This window comes from Psychrobacter sp. ANT_H59, from assembly GCF_008369225.1.
Classification (GTDB): Bacteria; Pseudomonadota; Gammaproteobacteria; order Pseudomonadales; family Moraxellaceae; genus Psychrobacter; species Psychrobacter cryohalolentis.
Genome location: NZ_VOBE01000003.1, coordinates 325048 through 346484 on the forward strand (window position 1 = coordinate 325048; position 21437 = coordinate 346484).

The following is a 21437-nucleotide window of genomic DNA, read 5'->3' on the forward strand; positions in this document are numbered from 1 at the left end:
CTTTGTATTCTCGTACTATCCATTTAATTTTAATATAAAAAATAAAAGGAGCTCTTATGAGCCATCAAGTGAGTATTACCGGACAAATCACCCCTGACCAAGTACCGATGATTGCAGAAAATGGTTTTAAAACCATTATTAACAATCGTCCAGATGGTGAAGAGCCGAACCAGCCAACCAGTGCTGAGATTGCTGCTGCCGCCGAAAAAGCAGGACTTGCTTATAAAGAAGTGTCTTTTGCTGGTAGTGAGCTGAATCAGAACCATGTTGAAGAGTTTGCTGACTTTTTTAATCAAGCTGAGCAACCAATGTTGATATTCTGCCGTACGGGCAATCGCTCAACTGGCATCTATGAAGCGGCTAAGCGTATGGACTTGCTAGACGACTGATATCATAATCAATAATTTAAAGCAATAAACCAAGAAGCCCATATAAACATATGGGCTTTTATAATATTTAAGACTATATTTTAGATGCTGTAAAGCAATATATCGCCACAAGGAATGGGCGTTATAAATATAATGCAAGTATAACCGTTAACTTTACAAGGAATGTTCCATGAGTAATACCGCATTAGCTCTGCTGCCATTAGCCCTTGCTTATATTATGTTTACCTTAGGAACAGGGCTTAAGCCCAGTGACTTTAAGGTTATCGCAAGTCACCCCAAAGCATTCTTTATAGGGTTGATTAACCAAGTTGTCTTTGTACCACTCGTGGCTTTAGCGGTCGTCTTACTGATGTCGCCACCACCTGCCATCGCCTTTGGTATTATGCTGATTAGCTTTTGCCCCGGCGGCGTGACCAGTAATATGCTCACCTACTATGCCAAGGGTAACGTAGCACTGTCGGTCGCGCTCACGGGCGTAGTCAGTCTATTATCGGTGGTGACCCTGCCTATCTTAATCACCTTGGCTTTCAATCACTTTATGAAAGACCAAGCAGGCTCTATCAGTGCAGTAAAAATCGGCGTTGTCATGTTTTTATTGACCACCTTGCCAGTGACGATAGGTATGCTCGCCCGTTATAAATTCACTGATTTTATGGTGCGTAGAAGCGGCATCTTAAATGGCTTAGCCAGTGTCTTTTTTGTCTTAATCGTCCTTGCTGCTATTGCTACTAATTGGCAATTACTACAGGAGCAATTGGCTTCTATTGGACTTGAGCTTGTGCTGATTATTGTCACCTTATTTATCATCAGTATTTTGACAGCAAAGGCGTTACAGCTAAGCTGGTTTAATACCAAAACCATCGCTATAGAAACCAGTATTCAAAACAGTACGACCGCGATTACCTTAGCCCCTATTATTATGGGCGTGAGTACATTGCCAGTTATTGCCCTACCTGCTGCCTTATATGGCGTACTAATGTATGTGATTGCACTGCCGATTATTTTTCTGATTAGGAATAAAAACTGATTGAATAAGTAAGCCTTAATGAGACTATAAGCTATGCACATCTATATCGGATAGGCATTTGCACAATGAAATACCTAAATAACAAAATCGTTTAATTCAAGTAGCATATAAGTGCTACTTTTTAAAAAACTATAGAGTATGATTATGAAAAAACCGCTACTCATTATCGGTAATAAAAACTATTCATCATGGTCACTGCGAGCTTGGCTACTACTCAAGGCTTTCAATATTGACTTCCATGAGCAACTGATTGAGCTGTTTCATCCATCAGCGACACCCATTCTCAATGAACATGCGCCAACAGGAAAAGTGCCGGTTTTGATCTATGGTCAAGGTGATGAAAAAGTTACGATATGGGATACTTTAGCGATTGCCATTCATGCCAATGATTATCTGACAGACTTAGATATTTGGACAGGATTGAGTAAATCTAATACTGAGAGCAATACTAGCAACAGAATAAATAGCGCTTATTGTCAAAGTATCATTGCTGAGATGCACTCAGGGCTAATAGGTATCCGTAGTGAGATGCCGATGAACATTCGAGCGACTGCTAAAATACGTCCGAGTGCAGCATGCTTAGCTGATATTGCCCGTATTGAGCATATCTTTGTAGAATGTTTGACCAACAAATCGTCAGATAGCTATTTGTTTGGTGATTTTACTGCCGCTGATGCGTTTTTTGCTCCTGTTGTTTTACGGCTGCAGACCTATGCCAAGGCTTCAGGAATCATATTAACACCGCTTACTGAACAATATTGTCAAACTATCCTAAACAATCCCCATGTCCAAGCATGGCAAAAGTCAGCACTTAAAGAAACTCGCATCATTGAAGAAGATGAGGCAGGTGAGATACTATCTGTAGCAGGGATATTGGCTAAATAGCATTTACTTAACGTCTATAAGTAACAAAGCTCCGATACCTATTAGGATATCGGAGCTTTTTATTTTAGAAGATATTAAAGACTGACTTACTGCATAACCAAATATTCAAACGCTGATAATGCCGCCTTTGAGCCTTCACCCATTGCAATATTAATCTGCTTAAACGGTACGGTCGTGACATCACCGCAAGCAAAGATACCATTGCGATCCGTACGGCAGCGCTCATCAATTTCAATCTCGCCAAAGCGGTTTAAATCGACGAAGCCTTTAACGAACCCAGTATTTGGTATCAAGCCAATCTGTACAAACACCCCTGCAACATCAAGCTCTTTATTCTCGCTGCTATTGCGATCTTGATAGACGATAGACGATACTTTACCCTCAGTCGCTTTAATTTCTTGGGTCGCTGCACTGGTAATGATATCGATATTTGCCTTTTCTTTGGCTTTATTAATCAATACCTGATCCGCTTTCAAATCATCAGCAAACTCAAGCACGGTCACATGCTTCACGATACCAGCAAGATCTAATGCCGCTTCGATACCAGAGTTACCACCACCGACGACGGCAATATCTTTACCTTTGAAGAATGGACCATCACAGTGCGCACAGAAAGCCACGCCTTTACCGATGTTTTCTTCTTCGCCAGCGACCCCAAGCTTACGCCATTGAGCACCAGTTGCCAAGATAATACTACGCGTCTCAAAGGTCTCACCAGTATTTAGATGAATGCGATAATTTTCATCAGCTGTCTCACTAATCTCTTTGACGCTGACGTGCTCTTTAAGCGTAATATTATATTCGCGCAAATGCTTTTCGAAGTTCACCGATAGCTCGCCACCTGTGGTTAAAGGTACTGAGATTAAGTTTTCAATATCTTGCGTATCTTTTACTTGTCCACCAATACGGTCAGCCACCATGGTAACTTTTAAGCCTTTACGCGCTGTATAAATTGCTGCAGCGACCCCTGCAGGACCCGCACCAATAATCGTCACATCTTGTTGCTCTAACTGTTCAGCATCATCTTCAGCTTCTGCTAACAAATCAGGGAATTGCTCTTGTAACTTCTCAATCAATTTAGCCGTGTCAATCAGACCATTAGCAAATGGCTTGCCGTTTAAGAATACTGCTGGTACGCCTTGGATATTATTCGCTTCTACTTGCTCTTGAAATAGTGCACCATCGATCATCTCATTACTGATGTCATCGTTTAGCAGCGCGAATTGGTTTAGCGCTTGCACAACTTCTGGGCAGCTGTGGCAAGAAAGCGACACGTAAGTTTGAAACTGTAGTGGCTTATTAAAGCGTTTAATCAGCTTTTGAATGCCTTCGTCAAGTTTTAAGGTATGACCACCAGCCTGTAAAATTGCCAATATCAGCGAAGTAAATTCATGACCGCCTGGAATACCACTAAAGACAATACCTGTATCCGTCAAAGCACCATCGATGTGACTACGCACGGCAAAACTAATTGCGCTTGGCAAACTGTCATCGTTAGCTTGTGCGTCAAAATTAATCTTATCTGTCGTACCAGCGATTTTGCTCAAAAAATCAATCAATTCAGCACGCTTGCTATGCTCGCCACTACCTAAGACAAAGCTGATTGGGCGGGTCATATTTACACTATAGCTCTTTACGGCATCTAATAAGCTTTGGTCTATCATAATTGTTCCTTGTTATTATCGAATATGTAACGTCAGCATCAGTGCTGCGCGTTTAAATGAGTAAGAGTCATATGCCAATACTGCTATTTATATGCGGCATATAACCTTTGATACGTCTATTATCAAAGGTTTGAGAGTTTTGAGCAAGCCGATAAACTCAAACCTTATGTTTTATAAAACCTATCATAAATCAATATTTTTATTTAATTTTAAAATTACCTCTAAATGATAATCAATACTAACTATAGTATCTAAGTATTTTTTTCGCTACAATCGAGTGAAGCGGATAGAAGAATTCTATGCGTGTTATGGCAGATTTACTTTTATAAGTATTCGATAAATCTGTTTATTAAACATACTTTTTAAAAGTAGATTCGCTGGCATTAAGCCTGATCGTTATTCAGTTAAATAACGGTTCGGTTCCATAAAATCTAAGTCTCATAATTATAGTAATTCATCAAAACAATCTTAAGACCATGCGCGGATGCTTATACAAGCTTGCGCTTCATAACAAGGATGACAAGATGAGAAAGACAGATACATGGCAAGATAACAAAGATATTATTGCTGAGCTTAAACAAAAAGACAGTCACTTTGCGACTATCTTTGATGAGCATACCCAGCTAGACCAGCAAATCAATCAGCTTGATAAAGATATGGTCACGCACGCTAGCCGTGAAGAAGAAATCGAGCAGATGAAGCGGCGCAAGCTGCATCTAAAAGATGAGATTTATAAAATAATCGATAAAAATAAATTGGGATCTCATGCCTAACTAGTAGCTAGTTAGACCATTAGCTATCATGAAAAATGATAAATTTAGATAAGAAAAAACCCCATTAGCATAAGTTAATGGGGTTTTTTATACTTCATTTAGTATGATGAATAAGCAGATACTGCCTTCACACTATCCAAGCAATATTTGCTTAGATTTTACCAACTAAATCAAGGCTTGGTTTTAGCGTTTCTTGACCGGCTTCCCAAGCGGCTGGGCAAACTTCGCCGTCGTTTTCACGAACATATTGTGCCGCTTTTACTTTACGTAGCATATCTTTTGCACTACGGCCAATGCCACCTGCATGGATCTCAGCAACTTGAATTAAGCCGTCTGGATCTACTAAGAATGTACCGCGCTCAGCTAGACCAGCTTCTTCGATCATGACGTTAAAGCCACGAGTGATACGGCCAGTAGGATCACCGATCATTGGGTAAGTTACTTTGCCGATTGCTTCTGAAGAATCATGCCATGCTTTATGGGTGAAATGTGTATCCGTTGATACTGAGTACACTTCTACGCCTAAACCTTTTAACTCGTCGTAATGACCTGCCATGTCTTCAAGTTCAGTTGGGCAAACAAAGGTAAAATCGGCTGGGTAAAATAGGAAAATTGCCCAGCTGCCTTTTACGTCTTCTGAAGTAATGGTTTTAAATTCACCATTTACAAACGCATCTGCTGAAAATTCTGGAATTTCTTGATTGATAATAGACGCCATGATTGGCTCCTTTTTTGATTGATTAAAGTTTCATTAATTTAAATTTATTTATAGATTTGCATCTATTAACCCTTACACTATCGGGGCTACCTGACAAACTATACGCGAATTCTATGGTTAATCCAGTTAAAAGTTTTTAATGTGATGTTTTGTTTTATTAAACTTGTTAAACTATTCTCTCTACTTTTTATACCTATACATCAGTGAACATTGATAGTGTACACAAGATAAATAAGTAAAACAAATTGCATGAAAAACTCATTATTAGAGAGGTTTTATGATTACTTTACGTCAACTTGAGTTCGCCTTAGCCGTCGCCAAACACCGTCATTTTAAACGTGCAGCAGAAGATTGCAATATCTCGCAATCAGCGCTGAGCTTGGGTATCGCTGAGTTGGAAAAACAGCTTGATACACAGATTTTTGAGCGAAATAATAAACAAGTCTTGATCACCCCTATCGGTGAAGATATCTTGGTGCGGGCGCAGCGGGTGTTTTCTGAAGTCAACGACTTGACCACCCGCGCGCATAGCCATCAATCGCCGCTTGCCTACCCTATGACCGTTGGTATTATTCCAACGATTGCACCTTATCTGCTACCAAAAGTGTTGCCTGCGCTGCGTGAGCACTATCCAGAATTTCGTATGACTATCGTCGAGCAACAAACCGAGCGCCTACTTGAGCAAGTGCGTTACGGACATATTGATACCGCTATTATTGCCCTACCTTATGCGGTAGATGGCTTACATAGTTTTGAGTTTTGGAGCGAAGACTTCTTTGCAGTATTCCCAAAAAATGATTTACATGCCAAGCTCAAAACGATCAACGCTGATGAGCTGGCAACGGCAAATCTCATGTTACTTGGCGAAGGGCATTGCTTGACTGACCAAACGCTATCTGTCTGCCATTTTGACCGTGCGCAGATGAAATCCAGCTTTTCAGATGCCAGCTTAAACACACTTATTCAAATGGCACTTGCTAATATGGGTACGACGTTAGTGCCAGAAATGGCGTTAGACCAGCTGCATCTACAGAACCAAAATGCGGTCGCTGTGCCACTGGCAGAAAAAGGCCCTCATCGTCATATTGCCTTTGTCACACGTCTAAATTATGCCCGTGTCGATGATGTCAATTTGCTTGGCAAAGTGTTTAAGCAGGCATTTGAAGACGCTGCCAATAAGAAGTAAGTAACAATTTCTAAATGATAGACAATCATCAAACGAAGGTTGAATATGGACGGATTGTCACAAATAGAGACTGAGCTTGGTAAGGTTTTTGAGTGGCATTTAATAGCTATCAATAATGCTATCAAGCCCGCGAAAGTTAATGCGCTTTGGCAATATATCGCCGTGCGCTATAATGAAACCCAGCGTGCTTATCATAGCTTGCAGCATATTCAGCAATTATTTGTGCAGTTCGAACAGATTAAGCATCATTTGAATGAGCCGCATATCATCGCTTTGGCGCTCTATTATCACGATGTCATTTATGATCCAAGGCGCTCAGATAATGAACTAAAAAGTGCAGAGTATATGGTAGAAGCATTAAGATGCTATCTGAGTGATGAGCAATGTACCACTATCTATACGCTAATTATGATGACTGCATCTCATGAGCTGCATGAGTGTCTAGATACCGATACCGTCAATGACGCCGCTTATTTCTTAGATATGGATTTAAGTATTTTGGGTACGCCTTGGTCTGAATATCAGGTCTACGCACAAGCGGTGCGTCAAGAGTACCGCCATATAGCAAACGAGGATTATCGTACTGGGCGTATTGCGGTCTTGCAGAAATTACTCGCACACCCAGTACTTTATTTGACAGCGTATTATCATAACCAGTTCGAAGTGCAAGCTCGAGACAATATCAAGCGTGAAATCAGTCTTTTACATGCATCTTGATAAAAAGCTCACTGCCTTGCCGTGCTGGGTGTGAATTGTAACTCGGCTCCATAATATCAATGTCAAAATGAGTCGCAAAACGCTGCTGATATTCATCTTTTGTACCGCCAAACGGTGGCTCATCTCGCCCAAAATCTTTGTCAAATAGCAACCCAATCAGTTTACCATTCGGTTTCAGTAATGCTGCCATCTGCTGCACGTACTCGTCACGGCGTGATGGATTTATCGCACAAAAAAACGTCTGCTCAAGCACCCAATCAAACTGATATTGCTCAGGCGATAACTCAAAAAAGTCGGCACAGATTAGATGCTTAGCTGGAAAATCAGGATAACGCTCAGCAAACGCTGCAATCGGCGCAGGGGCAAAATCAACCAAAGTCACATTGGTAAATCCTTGCTCATGCAGATAACCGACCTCGTAAGCATTACCTGCCCCTGGAACCAGAATCGCTTGGTCTTTGGCAGATTCGGGCAGTTGGTCAATATAAGCTTTGAGCGGTGGTGACACCTGTCCCATATCCCAGCCGATACTATCCTCTTCATAACGCTGCTGCCAAAACTGCGCTTGATTGACATTTTCCATAAAACATCCTTGTCTCTCTAATTTTCTTATTCAACACGGTTTATATAATATACTCATTAAACAACACATTTTGTATCGTTATTATCTATCATATCAGGCTTATCGACATTACTGAAACCACCTAAGTATTATTTCTAATCGAGCTGACCACCTTTAGCTGCCAGCATATCGCGCCAATGCTGATAGTCAGGCATCGCAGTCGCTACGGTTTGCCAGAACGCGCGGCTATGATTGGCATGATGTAAATGACACAGCTCATGGACGATGACGTATTCGGTGCACTCAATAGGATAAGCAGGCAGATACACAGATAACCAAATTCGGCGCGCACGCGTGTTACAGCTGCCCCAGCGCGTATGCATTTTTTTTAGGCGTATCTCATTGGCTGTCGCACCGACAATCGGTTGCCACTTTGCAAATAATGCAGGCATTGCTTCAGAAAGATGTTGCCGATAATAGGCAATTTTTTTATCGTGGTTTAAGGTGAATGGTTGCTTTATCCCCCACAATAGCAAGGTGCTGTCAGCCGTTGAAGATTCCTTTGAAGGAAATTGTTGGCGCTTATATTGTTCTAAGACTTGCGGGTGGTTTTCTATCGCCCATGGTACACGCTTCGCTATAGCCTGTGCGACTTGTGCTGAGCTAATAAACGATGGTACAGACACCATTAGCTTATGTGGCTTTAAACGAAAATTAATATTTTTAACCCGCTTTTTGCTTATTTGTAATTCAATGCTTGCCTCTGACAAACATTGAATAGTGTTTTGCAACAAAGGACTATGGTACTCAGGTGTCACATTCATATCATAGTGCTTGCAAATGATTATCAAAAGACATTGTATGGCGTCTGCTATCTGTGCCTATATTGTCATTTTTGACAATATCGTCTGATTTTAGTTCTGAGTCTAATATTGTTAAATCATTGATAGTTAATCTGGTTAATTGACCTTGCCCATCACTAACGATAAAACCGGATTGTTGCTCTATATTAGTCTTAACAACATCGTTACCACTGCATATATTACGGCTATAAACGGAAGCACCTGCACAATCTGGCAAACTGACAGAGTTGATTAGAGCTCGAGTCGTTAAATCAAATATTGCTGCACAGCCACCCATTGGCGTGGTTACACATAGTAAATTGCGTTTACTATCAACCGCAACGCTAGCGATATATTGGTGGAAGCGTTGCCATTGGTTATTTGGCATAATAAGGGGTTTAAAATCAGCATCACCGCGCTTGTGCGTCAATACTAATGGCACATTGATATGCTTTTCACCTTGGAACTGAATGCCTATCATCACTGTGCCATCATCGTGCATGGCTAGGTGACGCACACTCATTTGATTATGCTCAGGCATAATTTGTTCAAGTAAATCGCCATTATGGCGGTTTAAGTACACCAATGATGGGTGCATAGTATCGAGATTAAGCTCTTCACGCGATGCTCTCTCGGTCTTGATACCGCCATTAGCAATTACCAACGTTTTACCGTCTGGATGCATAATGAGCTCATGTGGACCTATACCGTACGATTCAAATTCTGCTATTTTTTGATAACCATTTTTAACATCATAAACACCGATTTTACCGTCTAAAATTAGCGTGTCATTTTCAGTCACGTATAACTTTGAGCCATCTGAGCTATAGCAAGCATGACCATAAAAATGACGGTTGTTTGCAGCGTTGATCACAAATTTTACTTGTCCTGTCGCAGTATCAAGCACCCAGAATTTTTCACTAGGACGACGACCCATGACCACTACATCACGATTTTGGTTGTGATTAACAAAGGTGTTTTGAGAATCAAAGGCTGGTTGGACGACGATATCATGGACACGTTCAGGCATGGTCGTTTGCCAAACGATTTGTCTATCGGCATCAATACCGACTACACCAAAATCGTTTTCATCCCTCTCACTTAGCAGTGAGATGTCTTTTGGCATAGAAGCCACACCACTGACCCAGTATATAGGGCGAGTCAGCATAGTAGTGGTATGCATTGACCTAAAATCATTCGCAGACAAATCACAGCTACTAGGCTGGTTATCATCCATTGGCAGGCGATACGCTTGTTGCCACGTTGACGCTGCCTGCTTGCAGGCGTAGCGCAAACGTCTAAGCGTTGACTTGGAACCAGTAGCAGCTGATTGCACAGCATTCAATTGAGCATAAATACCGCTCACATAATCTTGCAGGCGAGCATCAACTAGGCGTTGCTTACGATAACGATGATGAATACCGACGAATGTTGCCGTACCAAGCGCTGTCAATAATGAGGTTGTCAGCAGCTCATGGCTAAACGGTTTTGCTTTTAGCGCATACCACTGCCTATGATTTTTATTCACTGAGACCTTTTGACTCGCTTTGATAATAGCCATTATTTAATCACCGTCGTTACTGTTAAAGCCGACACGGAGACCAAGTGCCGGAATCAATTGACGCTTAATTAAGCGCGTAACGCTAGTAAGATGATCATACAGCTCTTGCTGCGTGGCTTTATCAGCAGTGGCTAAATCTTCTGGCATTTGTGCCAATAACGTAGTGGTATCAGCGAGCGCAGTCGATAGATTGTCAGCCACGTTATTTTCACTATTGCTGCCCAAGATAGCAGTCAGTACCGGATCGGTCATGGCTTTATTTAAAGTCGCTAATTTTGCATTGATAATCGCGCGGCTTTGCTCTGCGGTCGCAGCAGGTAGATGACCTTTGGCTTTACCGCTCAAGCCTAATGGCTGATCAATGGCGTTAGATTTCATCGTCTCAACCAACGACAGTAGGGAATTAATCCATTGGTTCAATCCTTGGTCGCTTTCAGCAGTTTTATCAATTGCTAATAGCTTAGTCGCATTTTGTTGCCAGTTTTTCTCAATAGCTTTTAAGCGTGTGCTCAGCGCACTACTCGCGCTTATAACATACGCACACTGACCAGCGTCCAAGCTGTCATTGGCATAAAGCACCTCTTCTAAACCGGGCACACCTTGGACAACGGCACTTTCGTTAGCAAGTTGTTCAGCGGTCAGTTTTGGATTGGCAGCGATAAGGTCCGCCACTCCGCTATGTACCAAACCGCGCTCGTCAGGGTAATAATTGATATAAAGATTACTCATACTGGCGGTCGCAGGACCGAAGTTGACCATTTCAGCACTTGCCCATGCTTGTGCCAATACTAGCCACTGGTCACGTAGCGTTTGCAATTCATCACCACTGACTGGCGCTTGTTGACAATGTTTTTGTGCCAAATCATGCAACAAATCACTTTGTTTCGCCGCGTCAGCATAAGCAGGTATGACAATCTCATTAGCTACATGGGTTAAATAGGTTTTTTCAGTCTCAGCATTGATATCGACAGCGACTATTTTTTCAACATTCTTATCTGTATTGCCATCAACTGCAGCATTTTCGCCAGCTTTCGGCTCAGCACTGTCTTGTGAAACTTGGCTATCTACTTCAGCCGCTTTATTGTCATCAGCAGGTTTGACGCAGCTAATAAGTATGCCAGCACTTAATGCCGAGAGCGCCATTGCTAGCGCATGGTTTATCTTCATAGAGTTCTCAGTAATATTATCAATCGTTATCGTCGAGTATCAGTATCGCAGTGATAGAGCCTTCAGGCGGATAACCTTATCTATCTGTCATTTAAAGATTAAAAAAACACAGTCAGACGCTTATAATGACTGTAAAAACGCACTCAATTCAGTACGTCCTTGTTTATCAAGCATCAGCACTTTTTGCTGCTGTTTTTTGGCTTCGCCGCCATGCCATAATACTGCTTCCATCAGTGTGCGGGCACGTCCATCATGTAAAAACGTCGCTTGTGGATCAACGGTTTGAGCAAGTCCAACTCCCCATAAAGCGGGCGTACGCCACTCATAAGAATTGGCTAAAAACTCAACTTGCCAATTTTTTGGCGGCAGTTTGCCAGCGATGGTGCGATCCGCAAGCTCATCACCCATGTCATGTAACAGCAGATCTGTATAAGGATAAATCACTTGTCCATGCTGCTCAAGATGATCATCAGCGGTTTTTGGTAGCTGATATCTTGGCGTATGACAGCTTTGGCAGCCCATATCGTAAAAGCGTTTTTTGCCTGCTAATACCACCTTATCCTCTGCATTACGGCGGTGCGGTACTGCCAAATTGCGCGTATAAAATTCTACAAATTTTGCCACCTCATCATTGACTTCAACCGCAGGCTTACCATTGCCTTGCTCATCTGCGCCCGTTATCGCATTCTTACAAGCGGTTTGTGTTGGCATGCAGGATTCATGTGGGCGGATATTTGAAGTTAAACCCATGTCTTCATTAAAGGCGCTTTGATTTTGAGTAATCAGCTTGGTTTGCCCTGCTTTCCAGCCAAACCGACCTAAGGCAACTTTACCCGTTTGTGGATCCATGACCCAGTTAAATTTACCCTTAATATCATTGCTGTTTTTATGATTGCTAGCCGCTTGTTTTTTAATATCCGCATCAGGTATTTGTTCAAGTAGGCCAAGCCCAATCATAGGTAAAGCAACACGTGGCGATACCATCATATCATCATCAAACGCACCATAACCCGGATTGGTCAAGTTAAAAGTTGGTGCGCGCAAGGTTTCGATATGTCCATCGGCAAAGGTAACCGGTTTATCTTTCCACTGCACGGCAATTCTTGCTTCTGCTGGGACGCCTTGAATACCGCGATCTTGCAATTGACCACCATACATAGGATGAGCAACTTTCTCAATAAGTGAATCTTTTAACTGCTGACGCTGTTCATCCGTGGTCGCTGGCATCGCCAAACGAATCAGAAAACTATCGGCATCGTCCTCAGCAGTCATAGGAGCATGACCACGACCGTCTTTGACATGGCATGACTGGCAGGCAGCGACGTTAAATAACGCACCAAGACCATCACGGCTATCCGTACTGGCAGGCGCAATTACCCACGGCTGACGGAAAAACGCATTACCAATAAAGAACGAGCCTTTGCGAGATGCGGTAATGTTCGATGAAGGTTTAGAGTAGCTCTCACTACTAGTAATACTAATCCCAGTATCACCGCCTTGCTTGATTTCTTGCGGCTCAAAGCTTGCAAGCTGCTGCATAGGTACGCCAGCGAGTGTTTCGATGGTTCTGAGGCGTTCAGGAGTCAACACTTCTGATTGCAAGCTGTCTTTATTGACTGCATTATCATCAGTGTCTTTGACTGGCTGACAAGCACTGAGTGATAAGACACCCAATAATACCAGTGATAAGGTAAATGGCGCAGACATGCCGACAGAGGCAGTTTTAAACTGGGATATAAGAGAAGAATGGGGTATGGGGCGTGGTTTGCTGATAAAACCTTTCTTGACGTGCATAGAGTACCTTAGTTCTGGTATAGAACCATTAAAATCGCATGCTATAAAATTTTTTATTGCTAGTCGATAAGTGGCAGCGACACGCTGATTTATCTGGCTATTTTAATACGCTATGAAAAAACACGTTGCCAAGCAAAATTGACAACGTGTTTATTATACCTATATTGTTTTCTTATGAAAATAAGTCTCATTCACTGTTAGCGACTCATTAGGCATTATCGATCAATGCTATGTCAATCATTGCTATGCTTGCTGTTAAAACAGTAGATTAGTGAGCAATTAAAACTGCGAACCTGCATCTGCATCTAAATTGTCAATACCGACGGCTTTTGCAGCATTTTCAATTCCAGCTGTCAGCTCTTGCAGACTTGTGATACTGGTTTCAATCCAACCGCGACGCTTGTTTTGCTCTTCAGCAGAAACACCATGTTTACTCGCCTGTCCTACAGTGGCAATCATCTGATCAATCTTGATATTTTCTTTTTCACCTTTTTCAACAATGACATTAAAGGCAGCTTCTACTTTTGCAAAATCAGCCGCTAGCTTATCCGCAGCTTCGATATTGCCAGTATCGACAAGATAGTTTTTCAGTCCATAACCACCTACGGTTTTGCCCGTGACCGTTTTGTAGCTACCATTAAAGACATTTTGGATACCGCGAGCGTTATTAGCATAGCTTAAGTGTGTCAAATCACTAAAACACTCATGCTCATCTTCAGTAGAGCCAGTGACGAACGCTACTTGGATGCGTTGAGAGGCAAGCTCCCCAAGTGCTAAGCTGCCCATTTGATACATAATTTGGCGCAGACTATTGCTATCCCTACGTGCCATCATGTCGCTACGCAAGGTGTTTTCACTGTCAGGTTGCCACTGCGCTTCCATCGCGGTCAAATCATCAACCAGTAGTTGAGTTGCTGCTTTTAGATACTGTCCGCGGCGCTCACAGATACTAGCGTCAGGATTGACATTCTCGCCGCTAGTGCATTGACCGTCAGTCGTTAGATAATCACTGAACGGGCGGTTGCCAGCACCTTCAGCGACGCCATTGGTATCTTGACCCCATAGCATAAACTCAATAGCATGGTAGCCTGTGGTCACATTGGATTCACTACCGCCAATCTCATTCATCTCTGCGAGCAGCTCAGGCGTGATGGTACTAGTATCTTGCTTGAGGCTACCAACGCTAATGCTATCGCTATTAATGATGTTGTCTTTACTACTGTACTCGCCTTCATAGTCAGCGCTTACGTAGTCAATCAATGCTTCATCTAAAGGCCAAGCATTCACCTGCCCCTCCCAGCTGTCCGTACTACCAATATTACGATTGTCGTTGGCAGTCACAAAACCTTCATCGAATCTAAATACTTCAGTCTGTGAGTATGGCTGGCGCGCGGCTTTATAAGCGGCTTTTGCAGCATCCAAGTTTGCTTGCGTTGGTGTTTCTATATAAGTATTGACGGCGCTCTGTAAAAGCTTTGCCATCTCTAACGAATCTTTGTATGCAGCATGTGCCATATCCGCATAACTGATAAGCAAGCGATCCATATGAGCTTTATCAGCAGCTGATGAAGTTTTGCTAGCTGTTTTCTCTGCGGTTTCAACTGGTGTATCTGTGGTCGCTTTTTCATCAGACTGTTTGCTACAACCTGATACCATCAATATCCCTGTCAGTGCAGCAGCTAAAGTAGTCGGTAAGATTTTACGGCTTGTCACTGTCGTGATATTCATAGATGTCCTTGATGGGCTGCAAAATAAATAAGAGATAAGATAAATCTTTCACATCGATACTAGTAATGAAAATAGGCGAAACCAGCACTGTATCGGGCATTGAAACAGCTTGATTATAGATAATAGCAATGATCAGTTTGCTATTGAAAACTGAAAAAATAGCTATCCGCAAAATAAATGCATGGGAATTATAATGTTATTGATAACTATTATCAAATATAATTTCTTAATGAAAGACAAAATTCAAGACAAAAAAAAGGCCAGCTTTATGCTGACCTTTTTTCGATATTAACTATTAGCTAATCATTTAAAATTAACGAACGCTTTGTGGTGCGTTAACTGTCAGCTCAACACGGCGGTTCTGTTGACGACCAAATTCGCTATTGTTATCAGCAACAGGACGTGACTCACCATAAGCAACAACATTGATACGGTTAGATGCTACGCCACGCGCACTTAAGTAGTTCGCTACTGCATAAGCACGGTCACGTGATAACTTCATGTTATAAGCATCAGTACCTTTGCTGTCTGTATGACCAGCAATAGTGATGGTGTTTTGGTTATACTCATTCATTGTCGCAGCAAGTTTATCAAGCGTTGGCTTAAATGAGTTGTTCAAAGTCGCATCATCAAACGAGAAAGTGATGCTACCTGGCATAACCAGATCAATGTTACCGTTAGCGTTTGGCTTAACCGTTACGCCAGTACCAGCCATTTGTTGCTCAAGCTGACGAGCTTGACGCTCCATATAGTAACCAACGCCAGCACCTAATGCAGCACCAATAGCAGCATCACGACCAGTTTTATCACCACCAGTCGCTTTTGAGATAGTCGCACCACCTGCAGCACCAGCTAGTGCGCCGATAGCAGACTTGTTAAGACGTTGTTGTCCAGTGTTAGGATCAGTGACACAGCCAGTAAGAGCCAAACCTGAAGCGATTGCTGCAACCATTAATGTATTACGCATAATATGTCCTCTTAAGTTGAAAAAATAATCGTACTTTTATAAAAGACGCTAACGACAAATTAGCCATTAACTATATTGTTTGGGTGTTTATCGACACTAAAAGTATTATGGCAATCTCATTCTAATTCTGTGTAATATTTTGTCACATCTATGTATGAGAAGTGCATAAGTGTTGATAAATACGACTTTGTTAAATGCATAATTTGCTATCGCAAGTCACGTTTACAGCCGTACACTCTATTTTTTTCTGCTAAAATCACTCAGCAACATTACAAGAATAAAAGTAAGGGTCTTATCACTTAAGCGCTCTTTTATTAACAGCCAGTGCGAAAATCTAAATATGAAATCACGCTACATAGAAGACTCTTTAATTATTAAAGCCTTATCTATAAAAGGCTGCCGTTAACTATTAATATTAGCAGTATCTGTAGGCTAAGTGAATATGACTATATTATCAAGATTCTAGCAAAGTCAAAATGCGTAAAAATAAAACTTATATGTGTTGTCCTATTGCCTGCAAGCTAAGCCTTTGAGTCTATGTAGTGTTAGAAATACTTAAAACATACTATTGATATATTTGTAAAATTAACAGAGAGGAATGGGTCATGCGCTTAAACGCCACCATGCAAAAACTCCATCAGCGTGCCCCTAAATTGGGCAAAGCGGTTTCGCTAGCAACGGCAACGGGTGTTATTGCTGCCAATAGCTTTGGTGGTAGTATTCCCTTGTGGTTGATGGGTATGGGCAAGATTATCACTGGCGCACCTATTGCAGATCAAACAGTGATTAAAATTACCAATCACTGGATTAGTAGTAACAATGCCTTAATAAAAAACCTCTTACCAAGAAAAGATTGGCGTATCACGCTACCTGATGATGTACATGTGCATGGCAAATATCTGCTCGTCAGCAACCATCAATCTTGGGTTGATACCAGTATTGTGCAATACATTAGCGAAAAACGCTTACCCCTCACGCGATTTTTTACGAAATTTGAGCTGATTTATATCCCGATTGTTGGTCAGGCTTTTTACTTCTTAGATTTTCCGATGATGCGTCGTCACTCTAAAGAAGCGGTTGCCAAAAACCCTGCTTTAAAAGGTAAAGATATCGAAGAGGCAAAGCGTGCTTGCGCGTTATTAAAAGACAAACCTTTTACCTTGCTGAACTATTTAGAAGGTACACGCTTTACCAAAGAAAAGCATGATAAGCAAAACTCGCCTTATACCCATCTGCTAAAACCAAGAGCTGGCGGTTTATCGCTGGCGATTAGTGCTTTAGGTGAAGACATCGATGGTATCTTAGATATGACCATTGTCTATCCTGATGGGGTACCAACTTACGGGGATTTGTGGAAAGGCGATATCAAGCGCTTAGGCGTTGATGTGCGCTATCTTGAAATACCTGATGATTTATTTTCTGGAATCAAAGAAGGTGGCTATGAAAACGATGAGGATATAAAAGCACAAATGTTTGATTGGGTAGAGCATGTTTGGCAACAAAAAGATCAGCGTATCACCACTATGTTGGCTGAGTTTGAAACCAATCCTAAGGTTGACAATTCGAGCAATTAAATGACAGCATTCTTTGAAAGAAGATAAATGGCAAAATACCAAATTATAATGGTTGATGGGTTGTTTTTTGGCGTTATTCATTGATAATGTGAATGACCGTTAGAACGCTGTGTTGATTTTGTTGTGATTGGTGTAATACTTCTCATGACTGCTGCCATTTATTACTTATAAGGACTGACTGTGCCCGCCTCTTCCACTACTCGCCCGCCCATAGAGTCAACGTCCACGCTCAATCAGTCCTTAGCAGGGTCAGAGCCACCAACAGGGTCACCAGAGACTCCGCCTTCAAGACCAAATCGTCCTAAACCAAATCGTTTAAAGCTTACTTATGATATCGTGATGATTATCGCCATCAGTATTGATTTATTGGTTATCAGTACTGATGCTATTTTGATGAGTAGTTTTAGTAGTGACGCGGCAAACTGGCTTGGAATTTCCAATCAGTTGATCTGGTATCAAAGTAATATCCATGACTCATTACGTACCGTGGGCGGCTTTTTTACCTTGTTTTTGATTGCAGAGCTGCTATTACGCTGGGCCATTGCCATCAAAGAAAAAATCTATTACCGCTGGTTCTTTTTTCCTTTTGTGCATTGGTACGAGGTATTAGGCTGTTTTCCGCAATTGCGTGCGCTGCGATTATTTCGCGTTGTTATTATCGGACGACGACTATATCAACTAGGCTATCAAGTATTGCCCCAGCCATGGATCAATAGAATCAACTTCTATATCGATGTAGTATTAGAGGAGTTGTCTGACCGAGTTATTTTAACGACCATTCAGACCTTTCGGCAGGAGCTTACTGATCCGAAGAGGCAAAAATCGTTTATCGACTCTACCATCTCGCGCAATCGTGATGAGATTGAAGCCGCTATACTGTCACTACTGCGTAAAGAGATGACACCAAAACTACAAGCTCTAACTGAGTCAGCAGGTGGCGGCGCTATCATCGCTAGTGAAGTGGGCAATGCGATCCAAGATGGTCTTGCCAATACGCCAGAATTGCGCCGCTATCTGCGTATGATACCTATTGCGGGTAGCTTGATTGAATCACAGCTACAACATGTGGGGCAAAATATTGGTGAAAATGTGGTTTATGCGCTCAACGAGCGTCTACTTGACGCCGAACGCCTTGACGCATTGATGGTCGCTATCGCTAGTGGGATCGCTCAAATCGATACAGACAATCCGGCATTAGACCATCTCATTGCTAGCATTATCGATAATGGTCTGACAGAATTTGAAGCGCAAATAAAAGTTCAACAGTGGAAGCATCAAGACTTGCTTAAATTATAGAATCTTTAAAGCTTTAAAATAATGATTTGATAAGAAAAATATCACCACGAATATAGCATTACGATTACCTTTTGAGGATGTAGATTATGACCATTGCCGACAACTATACCGACACTTCGTCAGCCACGCCTGCTTTAGCCTTTTATGGCAAAATGCTGACCTTTTCACGGGTACAGTTTAGTACCGATGACTTTGTGGCGATTGCTGCTCAATTACAAAGTACGTTGAGCAATAAGAGCAGTCATATTCCTGTGTTGATTGATAGCGAGGTTGAGCAAGATCTATCAGCACTGGTCGAGTTGCTATGGTCTTGGGGTTTACAGCCTATCGGCGTCGTGACGGGGCTACTTGACGCGCAAGCACGTGAGCTACGCTTGGCAATATTTCCAGCAGATGGCAAGCGTATTGAGCGCATATTACCCAGTAAAAAAGCAGTCACGCAGTTAAGCCAAGTTGCTGCTTCTACAACGGCTGCTACTGATAATAGTGAGTCTAAGACGGATAACGTGAGTGCTCATCAAGCGCTACAAACAAGCGCAGAAATGCAAGCTGATTCATCTGTAGAAACAGCAGAAACCCTTATCAGTACTGAGCATATTACCAGTCTTATCTATGATCAAATGCTGCGCTCAGGACAAAGTCTCAATCATGTCGGTGGCGATTTGATTTTGACCAACAGTGTCAATAGTGGTGCTGAAGCTATTACTGATAATAATTTGCACGTTTATGGTCGTGCTCAAGGTCGCTTGGTCGCAGGGGCTACGGGCGATAAAGACGCACGCATTTTTTGCCAAGTTTTTAACCCCTCTCTGGTGTCAGTCGCCGGTACTTATTGCTTACGTGACAATCTGCCTGAGCATGTGATTGATAAATCGGTCGAAGTGCGGTTTTTAGAAGGTCAAGGTTTGGTATTTACGATCATTGATGAATCTCAGATTAATAAAGGCGTCAAACCCTAGTCATTTATATAGATATTGTTAAGGTTAAAAAGTAAATATGTCAAAAACCCTTTTAATTCATATTGTAGTAAGTTTATTTAACAAAACTGCGCTATGATGAATTTTTAGCTCTGCCACTATTTACCACACCTACGTCCTTATATATCAGTTAGGTAATCGCTTAATTTTATATCTTAGCCGTTTGTATACTTTAATAGAGACTTGCTATAAGTTCTGCTATATTTATGCTAGGCTTACGCTCGCAGAGAGTATATATACAGCGTATGGACGACCAGAAAGCATAATGCTTTATATATAATATATGCTGTTTTATATAATAAATATCTCATCAATTCATCAATTTATAGGAGTGTGCCATTGTGGCGAAGATTGTTGTAATCACTTCGGGTAAAGGCGGTGTGGGTAAAACCACGACCAGTGCTTCTTTTGCCGCCGGTTTAGCATTACGTGGCTATAAGACAGTTGTTATCGATTTTGATGTAGGCTTGCGTAATCTAGACTTGATTATGGGCTGCGAAAATCGAATTGTTTATGACTTTGTCGATGTAATCAATGGCAATGCACGCCTATCACAAGCGCTTGTCAAAGATAAGCAATTGGAAAATCTTTACATTCTACCTGCCAGTCAAACGCGCGATAAAGATGCGTTAACAGATGACGGTGTGGCAGAGATTATGGAAGAGCTTTCTAAGCAATTCGATTACATTATTTGCGACTCACCTGCAGGTATCGAACGCGGCGCGCAGCTCGCCATGTATCATGCGGATGAAGCTATCATCGTTACCAACCCTGAGATTTCATCAGTACGTGACTCAGATCGCATCATTGGTATCTTGCAAAGCCAGACGAAAAAAGTGGCTGAAAACCAAGGTTCTGTACGTGAGCATCTGATTATCACGCGCTATAATGCAGAGCGCGCAGCAGCCAATGAGATGATGGATATTGAAACCATCTCAAATGACATCTTAAAAGTTCCATTACTGGGCGTGGTTCCTGAGAGTCATTCCGTGCTGGAAGCTTCTAACCACGGTGAGCCCGTGATTCATTATACCGACTCTATTGCTGGTCAATGTTATGATGATATTGTCGCTCGCTTCCTAGGGGAAGAACGTCCATTACGTCATATTGATGTGAAGAAAAAGAGTCTATTACAGCGCTGGTTTGGGGGTTAATAATGAGTAAGAAAAAAGGATTTTGGAGTAGCTTATTTGGCACTGACGACAGCAATGCAGGCAGTGCCAATATGGCAACTGAGCGCTTAAAGGTTATTGTCGCAAGTGAAAATCGCTTAAACAATCGCTTGACCGCAGACCGTATCGAAAAAATGAAACGTGAGATATTAGAAGTGGTCAATAAGTATGTCAATGGCGTACAGATTGATGATGTCAATATCAATCATCGTTCTGAAGACAGCTTGGACGTGCTTGAGATGAATATTAATTTACCTGAGCATAAAAAGTAAATTTATAGTTAGCCCATATTTATTTTGATCATTAAAAGAAGCCCTGTGTATGATACGCAGGGCTTTTTTACGGGTATATTTTACACTGTGGAAACTAAGAAATAGATGCCATTTCTTAATACAAAAGTGCTATAAGCAGCACTTTTGATATGTCGTAACGATATTA

20 protein-coding genes are annotated in these 21437 nt (G+C 41.8%); 11 read left to right on the forward strand and 9 right to left on the reverse strand.

Annotated features, from left to right (window positions below; genetic code table 11):
- The first annotated feature begins 56 nt into the window (after positions 1-56).
- From FQ083_RS07035 to FQ083_RS07045, 3 genes are all read left to right on the forward strand, one after another.
- Positions 57-389: a TIGR01244 family sulfur transferase gene (locus FQ083_RS07035; RefSeq protein ID WP_011514388.1), complete on the forward strand. Its 333-nt coding sequence runs from the start codon at positions 57-59 to the stop codon at positions 387-389.
- A 169-nt stretch (positions 390-558) separates the two neighbouring features.
- On the forward strand, positions 559-1416 hold the full coding sequence (locus FQ083_RS07040; protein ID WP_149409345.1) for a bile acid:sodium symporter family protein: 858 nt from the start codon (positions 559-561) through the stop codon (positions 1414-1416).
- Between the two features lie 144 nt (positions 1417-1560).
- Positions 1561-2301 (forward strand): glutathione S-transferase family protein, encoded by a 741-nt coding sequence (locus FQ083_RS07045; RefSeq protein ID WP_262880929.1) that lies wholly within the window; start codon positions 1561-1563, stop codon positions 2299-2301.
- A gap of 86 nt (positions 2302-2387) precedes the next feature.
- Here the strand turns inward: FQ083_RS07045 and ahpF are convergent, their stop codons facing one another.
- Positions 2388-3965, reverse strand: a complete 1578-nt coding sequence (gene ahpF, locus FQ083_RS07050) for an alkyl hydroperoxide reductase subunit F (RefSeq protein WP_149409347.1) — start codon at positions 3963-3965, stop codon at positions 2388-2390.
- Between the two features lie 524 nt (positions 3966-4489).
- On the opposite strand from ahpF, the gene FQ083_RS07055 reads away from it, so the two are divergent.
- A complete protein-coding gene (locus FQ083_RS07055; protein ID WP_011514392.1) occupies positions 4490-4738 on the forward strand; it encodes a YdcH family protein in 249 nt (82 codons plus the stop codon).
- A gap of 151 nt (positions 4739-4889) precedes the next feature.
- On the opposite strand, the gene ahpC is transcribed toward FQ083_RS07055, so the two are convergent.
- Positions 4890-5456, reverse strand: coding sequence for an alkyl hydroperoxide reductase subunit C (gene ahpC, locus FQ083_RS07060; RefSeq protein ID WP_011514393.1), 567 nt, complete (start codon positions 5454-5456; stop codon positions 4890-4892).
- 277 nt (positions 5457-5733) lie between these two features.
- Here ahpC and FQ083_RS07065 point away from each other — a divergent pair, with 277 nt between their 5' ends.
- A complete protein-coding gene (locus FQ083_RS07065; RefSeq protein ID WP_149409348.1) occupies positions 5734-6642 on the forward strand; it encodes a hydrogen peroxide-inducible genes activator in 909 nt (302 codons plus the stop codon).
- A 45-nt stretch (positions 6643-6687) separates the two neighbouring features.
- Positions 6688-7359, forward strand: coding sequence for a hypothetical protein (locus FQ083_RS07070; RefSeq protein WP_149409349.1), 672 nt, complete (start codon positions 6688-6690; stop codon positions 7357-7359).
- On the opposite strand, the gene FQ083_RS07075 is transcribed toward FQ083_RS07070, so the two are convergent.
- From FQ083_RS07075 to FQ083_RS12895, 7 genes are all read right to left on the reverse strand, one after another.
- Positions 7337-7942 (reverse strand): methyltransferase domain-containing protein, encoded by a 606-nt coding sequence (locus tag FQ083_RS07075; protein WP_149409350.1) that lies wholly within the window; start codon positions 7940-7942, stop codon positions 7337-7339. The two genes, FQ083_RS07070 and FQ083_RS07075, sit on opposite strands and share 23 nt — an antisense overlap.
- 134 nt (positions 7943-8076) lie before the next feature.
- Positions 8077-8745 carry a M48 family metallopeptidase gene (locus tag FQ083_RS07080; protein WP_149409351.1) on the reverse strand — a complete coding sequence of 223 codons (669 nt, stop codon included), beginning with the start codon at positions 8743-8745 and terminating at the stop codon, positions 8077-8079.
- A 1-nt stretch (position 8746) separates the two neighbouring features.
- Complete coding sequence (locus FQ083_RS07085) at positions 8747-10324, reverse strand: DUF1513 domain-containing protein (protein ID WP_149409352.1); 1578 nt, start codon at positions 10322-10324, stop codon at positions 8747-8749.
- A gap of 3 nt (positions 10325-10327) precedes the next feature.
- On the reverse strand, positions 10328-11491 hold the full coding sequence (locus FQ083_RS07090; RefSeq protein WP_149409353.1) for an imelysin family protein: 1164 nt from the start codon (positions 11489-11491) through the stop codon (positions 10328-10330).
- A gap of 120 nt (positions 11492-11611) precedes the next feature.
- On the reverse strand, positions 11612-13285 hold the full coding sequence (locus tag FQ083_RS07095) for a di-heme oxidoredictase family protein (protein WP_149409354.1): 1674 nt from the start codon (positions 13283-13285) through the stop codon (positions 11612-11614).
- Positions 13286-13564: 279 nt separating this feature from the next.
- Positions 13565-15013 carry an imelysin family protein gene (locus tag FQ083_RS07100; protein ID WP_149409355.1) on the reverse strand — a complete coding sequence of 483 codons (1449 nt, stop codon included), beginning with the start codon at positions 15011-15013 and terminating at the stop codon, positions 13565-13567.
- 313 nt (positions 15014-15326) lie between these two features.
- A complete protein-coding gene (locus FQ083_RS12895) occupies positions 15327-15980 on the reverse strand; it encodes an OmpA family protein (RefSeq protein ID WP_011514402.1) in 654 nt (217 codons plus the stop codon).
- A gap of 605 nt (positions 15981-16585) precedes the next feature.
- Here FQ083_RS12895 and FQ083_RS07110 point away from each other — a divergent pair.
- The 5 genes from FQ083_RS07110 to minE all read left to right on the forward strand — a co-directional run bounded on the left by FQ083_RS07110 (position 16586) and on the right by minE (position 21271).
- Positions 16586-17554 (forward strand): acyltransferase, encoded by a 969-nt coding sequence (locus FQ083_RS07110; protein ID WP_149409356.1) that lies wholly within the window; start codon positions 16586-16588, stop codon positions 17552-17554.
- A gap of 180 nt (positions 17555-17734) precedes the next feature.
- Positions 17735-18850 carry a hypothetical protein gene (locus tag FQ083_RS07115; RefSeq protein ID WP_149409357.1) on the forward strand — a complete coding sequence of 372 codons (1116 nt, stop codon included), beginning with the start codon at positions 17735-17737 and terminating at the stop codon, positions 18848-18850.
- Positions 18851-18936: 86 nt separating this feature from the next.
- Positions 18937-19809 (forward strand): septum site-determining protein MinC, encoded by an 873-nt coding sequence (gene minC, locus FQ083_RS07120; protein WP_149409358.1) that lies wholly within the window; start codon positions 18937-18939, stop codon positions 19807-19809.
- A 359-nt stretch (positions 19810-20168) separates the two neighbouring features.
- Positions 20169-20981, forward strand: a complete 813-nt coding sequence (minD, locus tag FQ083_RS07125) for a septum site-determining protein MinD (RefSeq protein WP_011514406.1) — start codon at positions 20169-20171, stop codon at positions 20979-20981.
- A 2-nt stretch (positions 20982-20983) separates the two neighbouring features.
- Complete coding sequence (minE, locus tag FQ083_RS07130) at positions 20984-21271, forward strand: cell division topological specificity factor MinE (protein WP_011514407.1); 288 nt, start codon at positions 20984-20986, stop codon at positions 21269-21271.
- The last annotated feature ends 166 nt before the right edge of the window (positions 21272-21437 follow it).

Bases quoted from the DNA above. Each gene is read 5' to 3' on its own strand.
- FQ083_RS07035 (WP_011514388.1), top strand. From the start codon at position 57: ATGAGCCATCAAGTGAGTATTACCGGACAAATCACCCCTGACCAAGTA.
- FQ083_RS07040 (WP_149409345.1), top strand. From the start codon at position 559: ATGAGTAATACCGCATTAGCTCTGCTGCCATTAGCCCTTGCTTATATT.
- FQ083_RS07045 (WP_262880929.1), top strand. From the start codon at position 1,561: ATGAAAAAACCGCTACTCATTATCGGTAATAAAAACTATTCATCATGG.
- ahpF (WP_149409347.1), bottom strand. From the start codon at position 3,965: ATGATAGACCAAAGCTTATTAGATGCCGTAAAGAGCTATAGTGTAAAT.
- FQ083_RS07055 (WP_011514392.1), top strand. From the start codon at position 4,490: ATGAGAAAGACAGATACATGGCAAGATAACAAAGATATTATTGCTGAG.
- ahpC (WP_011514393.1), bottom strand. From the start codon at position 5,456: ATGGCGTCTATTATCAATCAAGAAATTCCAGAATTTTCAGCAGATGCG.
- FQ083_RS07065 (WP_149409348.1), top strand. From the start codon at position 5,734: ATGATTACTTTACGTCAACTTGAGTTCGCCTTAGCCGTCGCCAAACAC.
- FQ083_RS07070 (WP_149409349.1), top strand. From the start codon at position 6,688: ATGGACGGATTGTCACAAATAGAGACTGAGCTTGGTAAGGTTTTTGAG.
- FQ083_RS07075 (WP_149409350.1), bottom strand. From the start codon at position 7,942: ATGGAAAATGTCAATCAAGCGCAGTTTTGGCAGCAGCGTTATGAAGAG.
- FQ083_RS07080 (WP_149409351.1), bottom strand. From the start codon at position 8,745: ATGAATGTGACACCTGAGTACCATAGTCCTTTGTTGCAAAACACTATT.
- FQ083_RS07085 (WP_149409352.1), bottom strand. From the start codon at position 10,324: ATGGCTATTATCAAAGCGAGTCAAAAGGTCTCAGTGAATAAAAATCAT.
- FQ083_RS07090 (WP_149409353.1), bottom strand. From the start codon at position 11,491: ATGAAGATAAACCATGCGCTAGCAATGGCGCTCTCGGCATTAAGTGCT.
- FQ083_RS07095 (WP_149409354.1), bottom strand. From the start codon at position 13,285: ATGCACGTCAAGAAAGGTTTTATCAGCAAACCACGCCCCATACCCCAT.
- FQ083_RS07100 (WP_149409355.1), bottom strand. From the start codon at position 15,013: ATGAATATCACGACAGTGACAAGCCGTAAAATCTTACCGACTACTTTA.
- FQ083_RS12895 (WP_011514402.1), bottom strand. From the start codon at position 15,980: ATGCGTAATACATTAATGGTTGCAGCAATCGCTTCAGGTTTGGCTCTT.
- FQ083_RS07110 (WP_149409356.1), top strand. From the start codon at position 16,586: ATGCGCTTAAACGCCACCATGCAAAAACTCCATCAGCGTGCCCCTAAA.
- minC (WP_149409358.1), top strand. From the start codon at position 18,937: ATGACCATTGCCGACAACTATACCGACACTTCGTCAGCCACGCCTGCT.
- minE (WP_011514407.1), top strand. From the start codon at position 20,984: ATGAGTAAGAAAAAAGGATTTTGGAGTAGCTTATTTGGCACTGACGAC.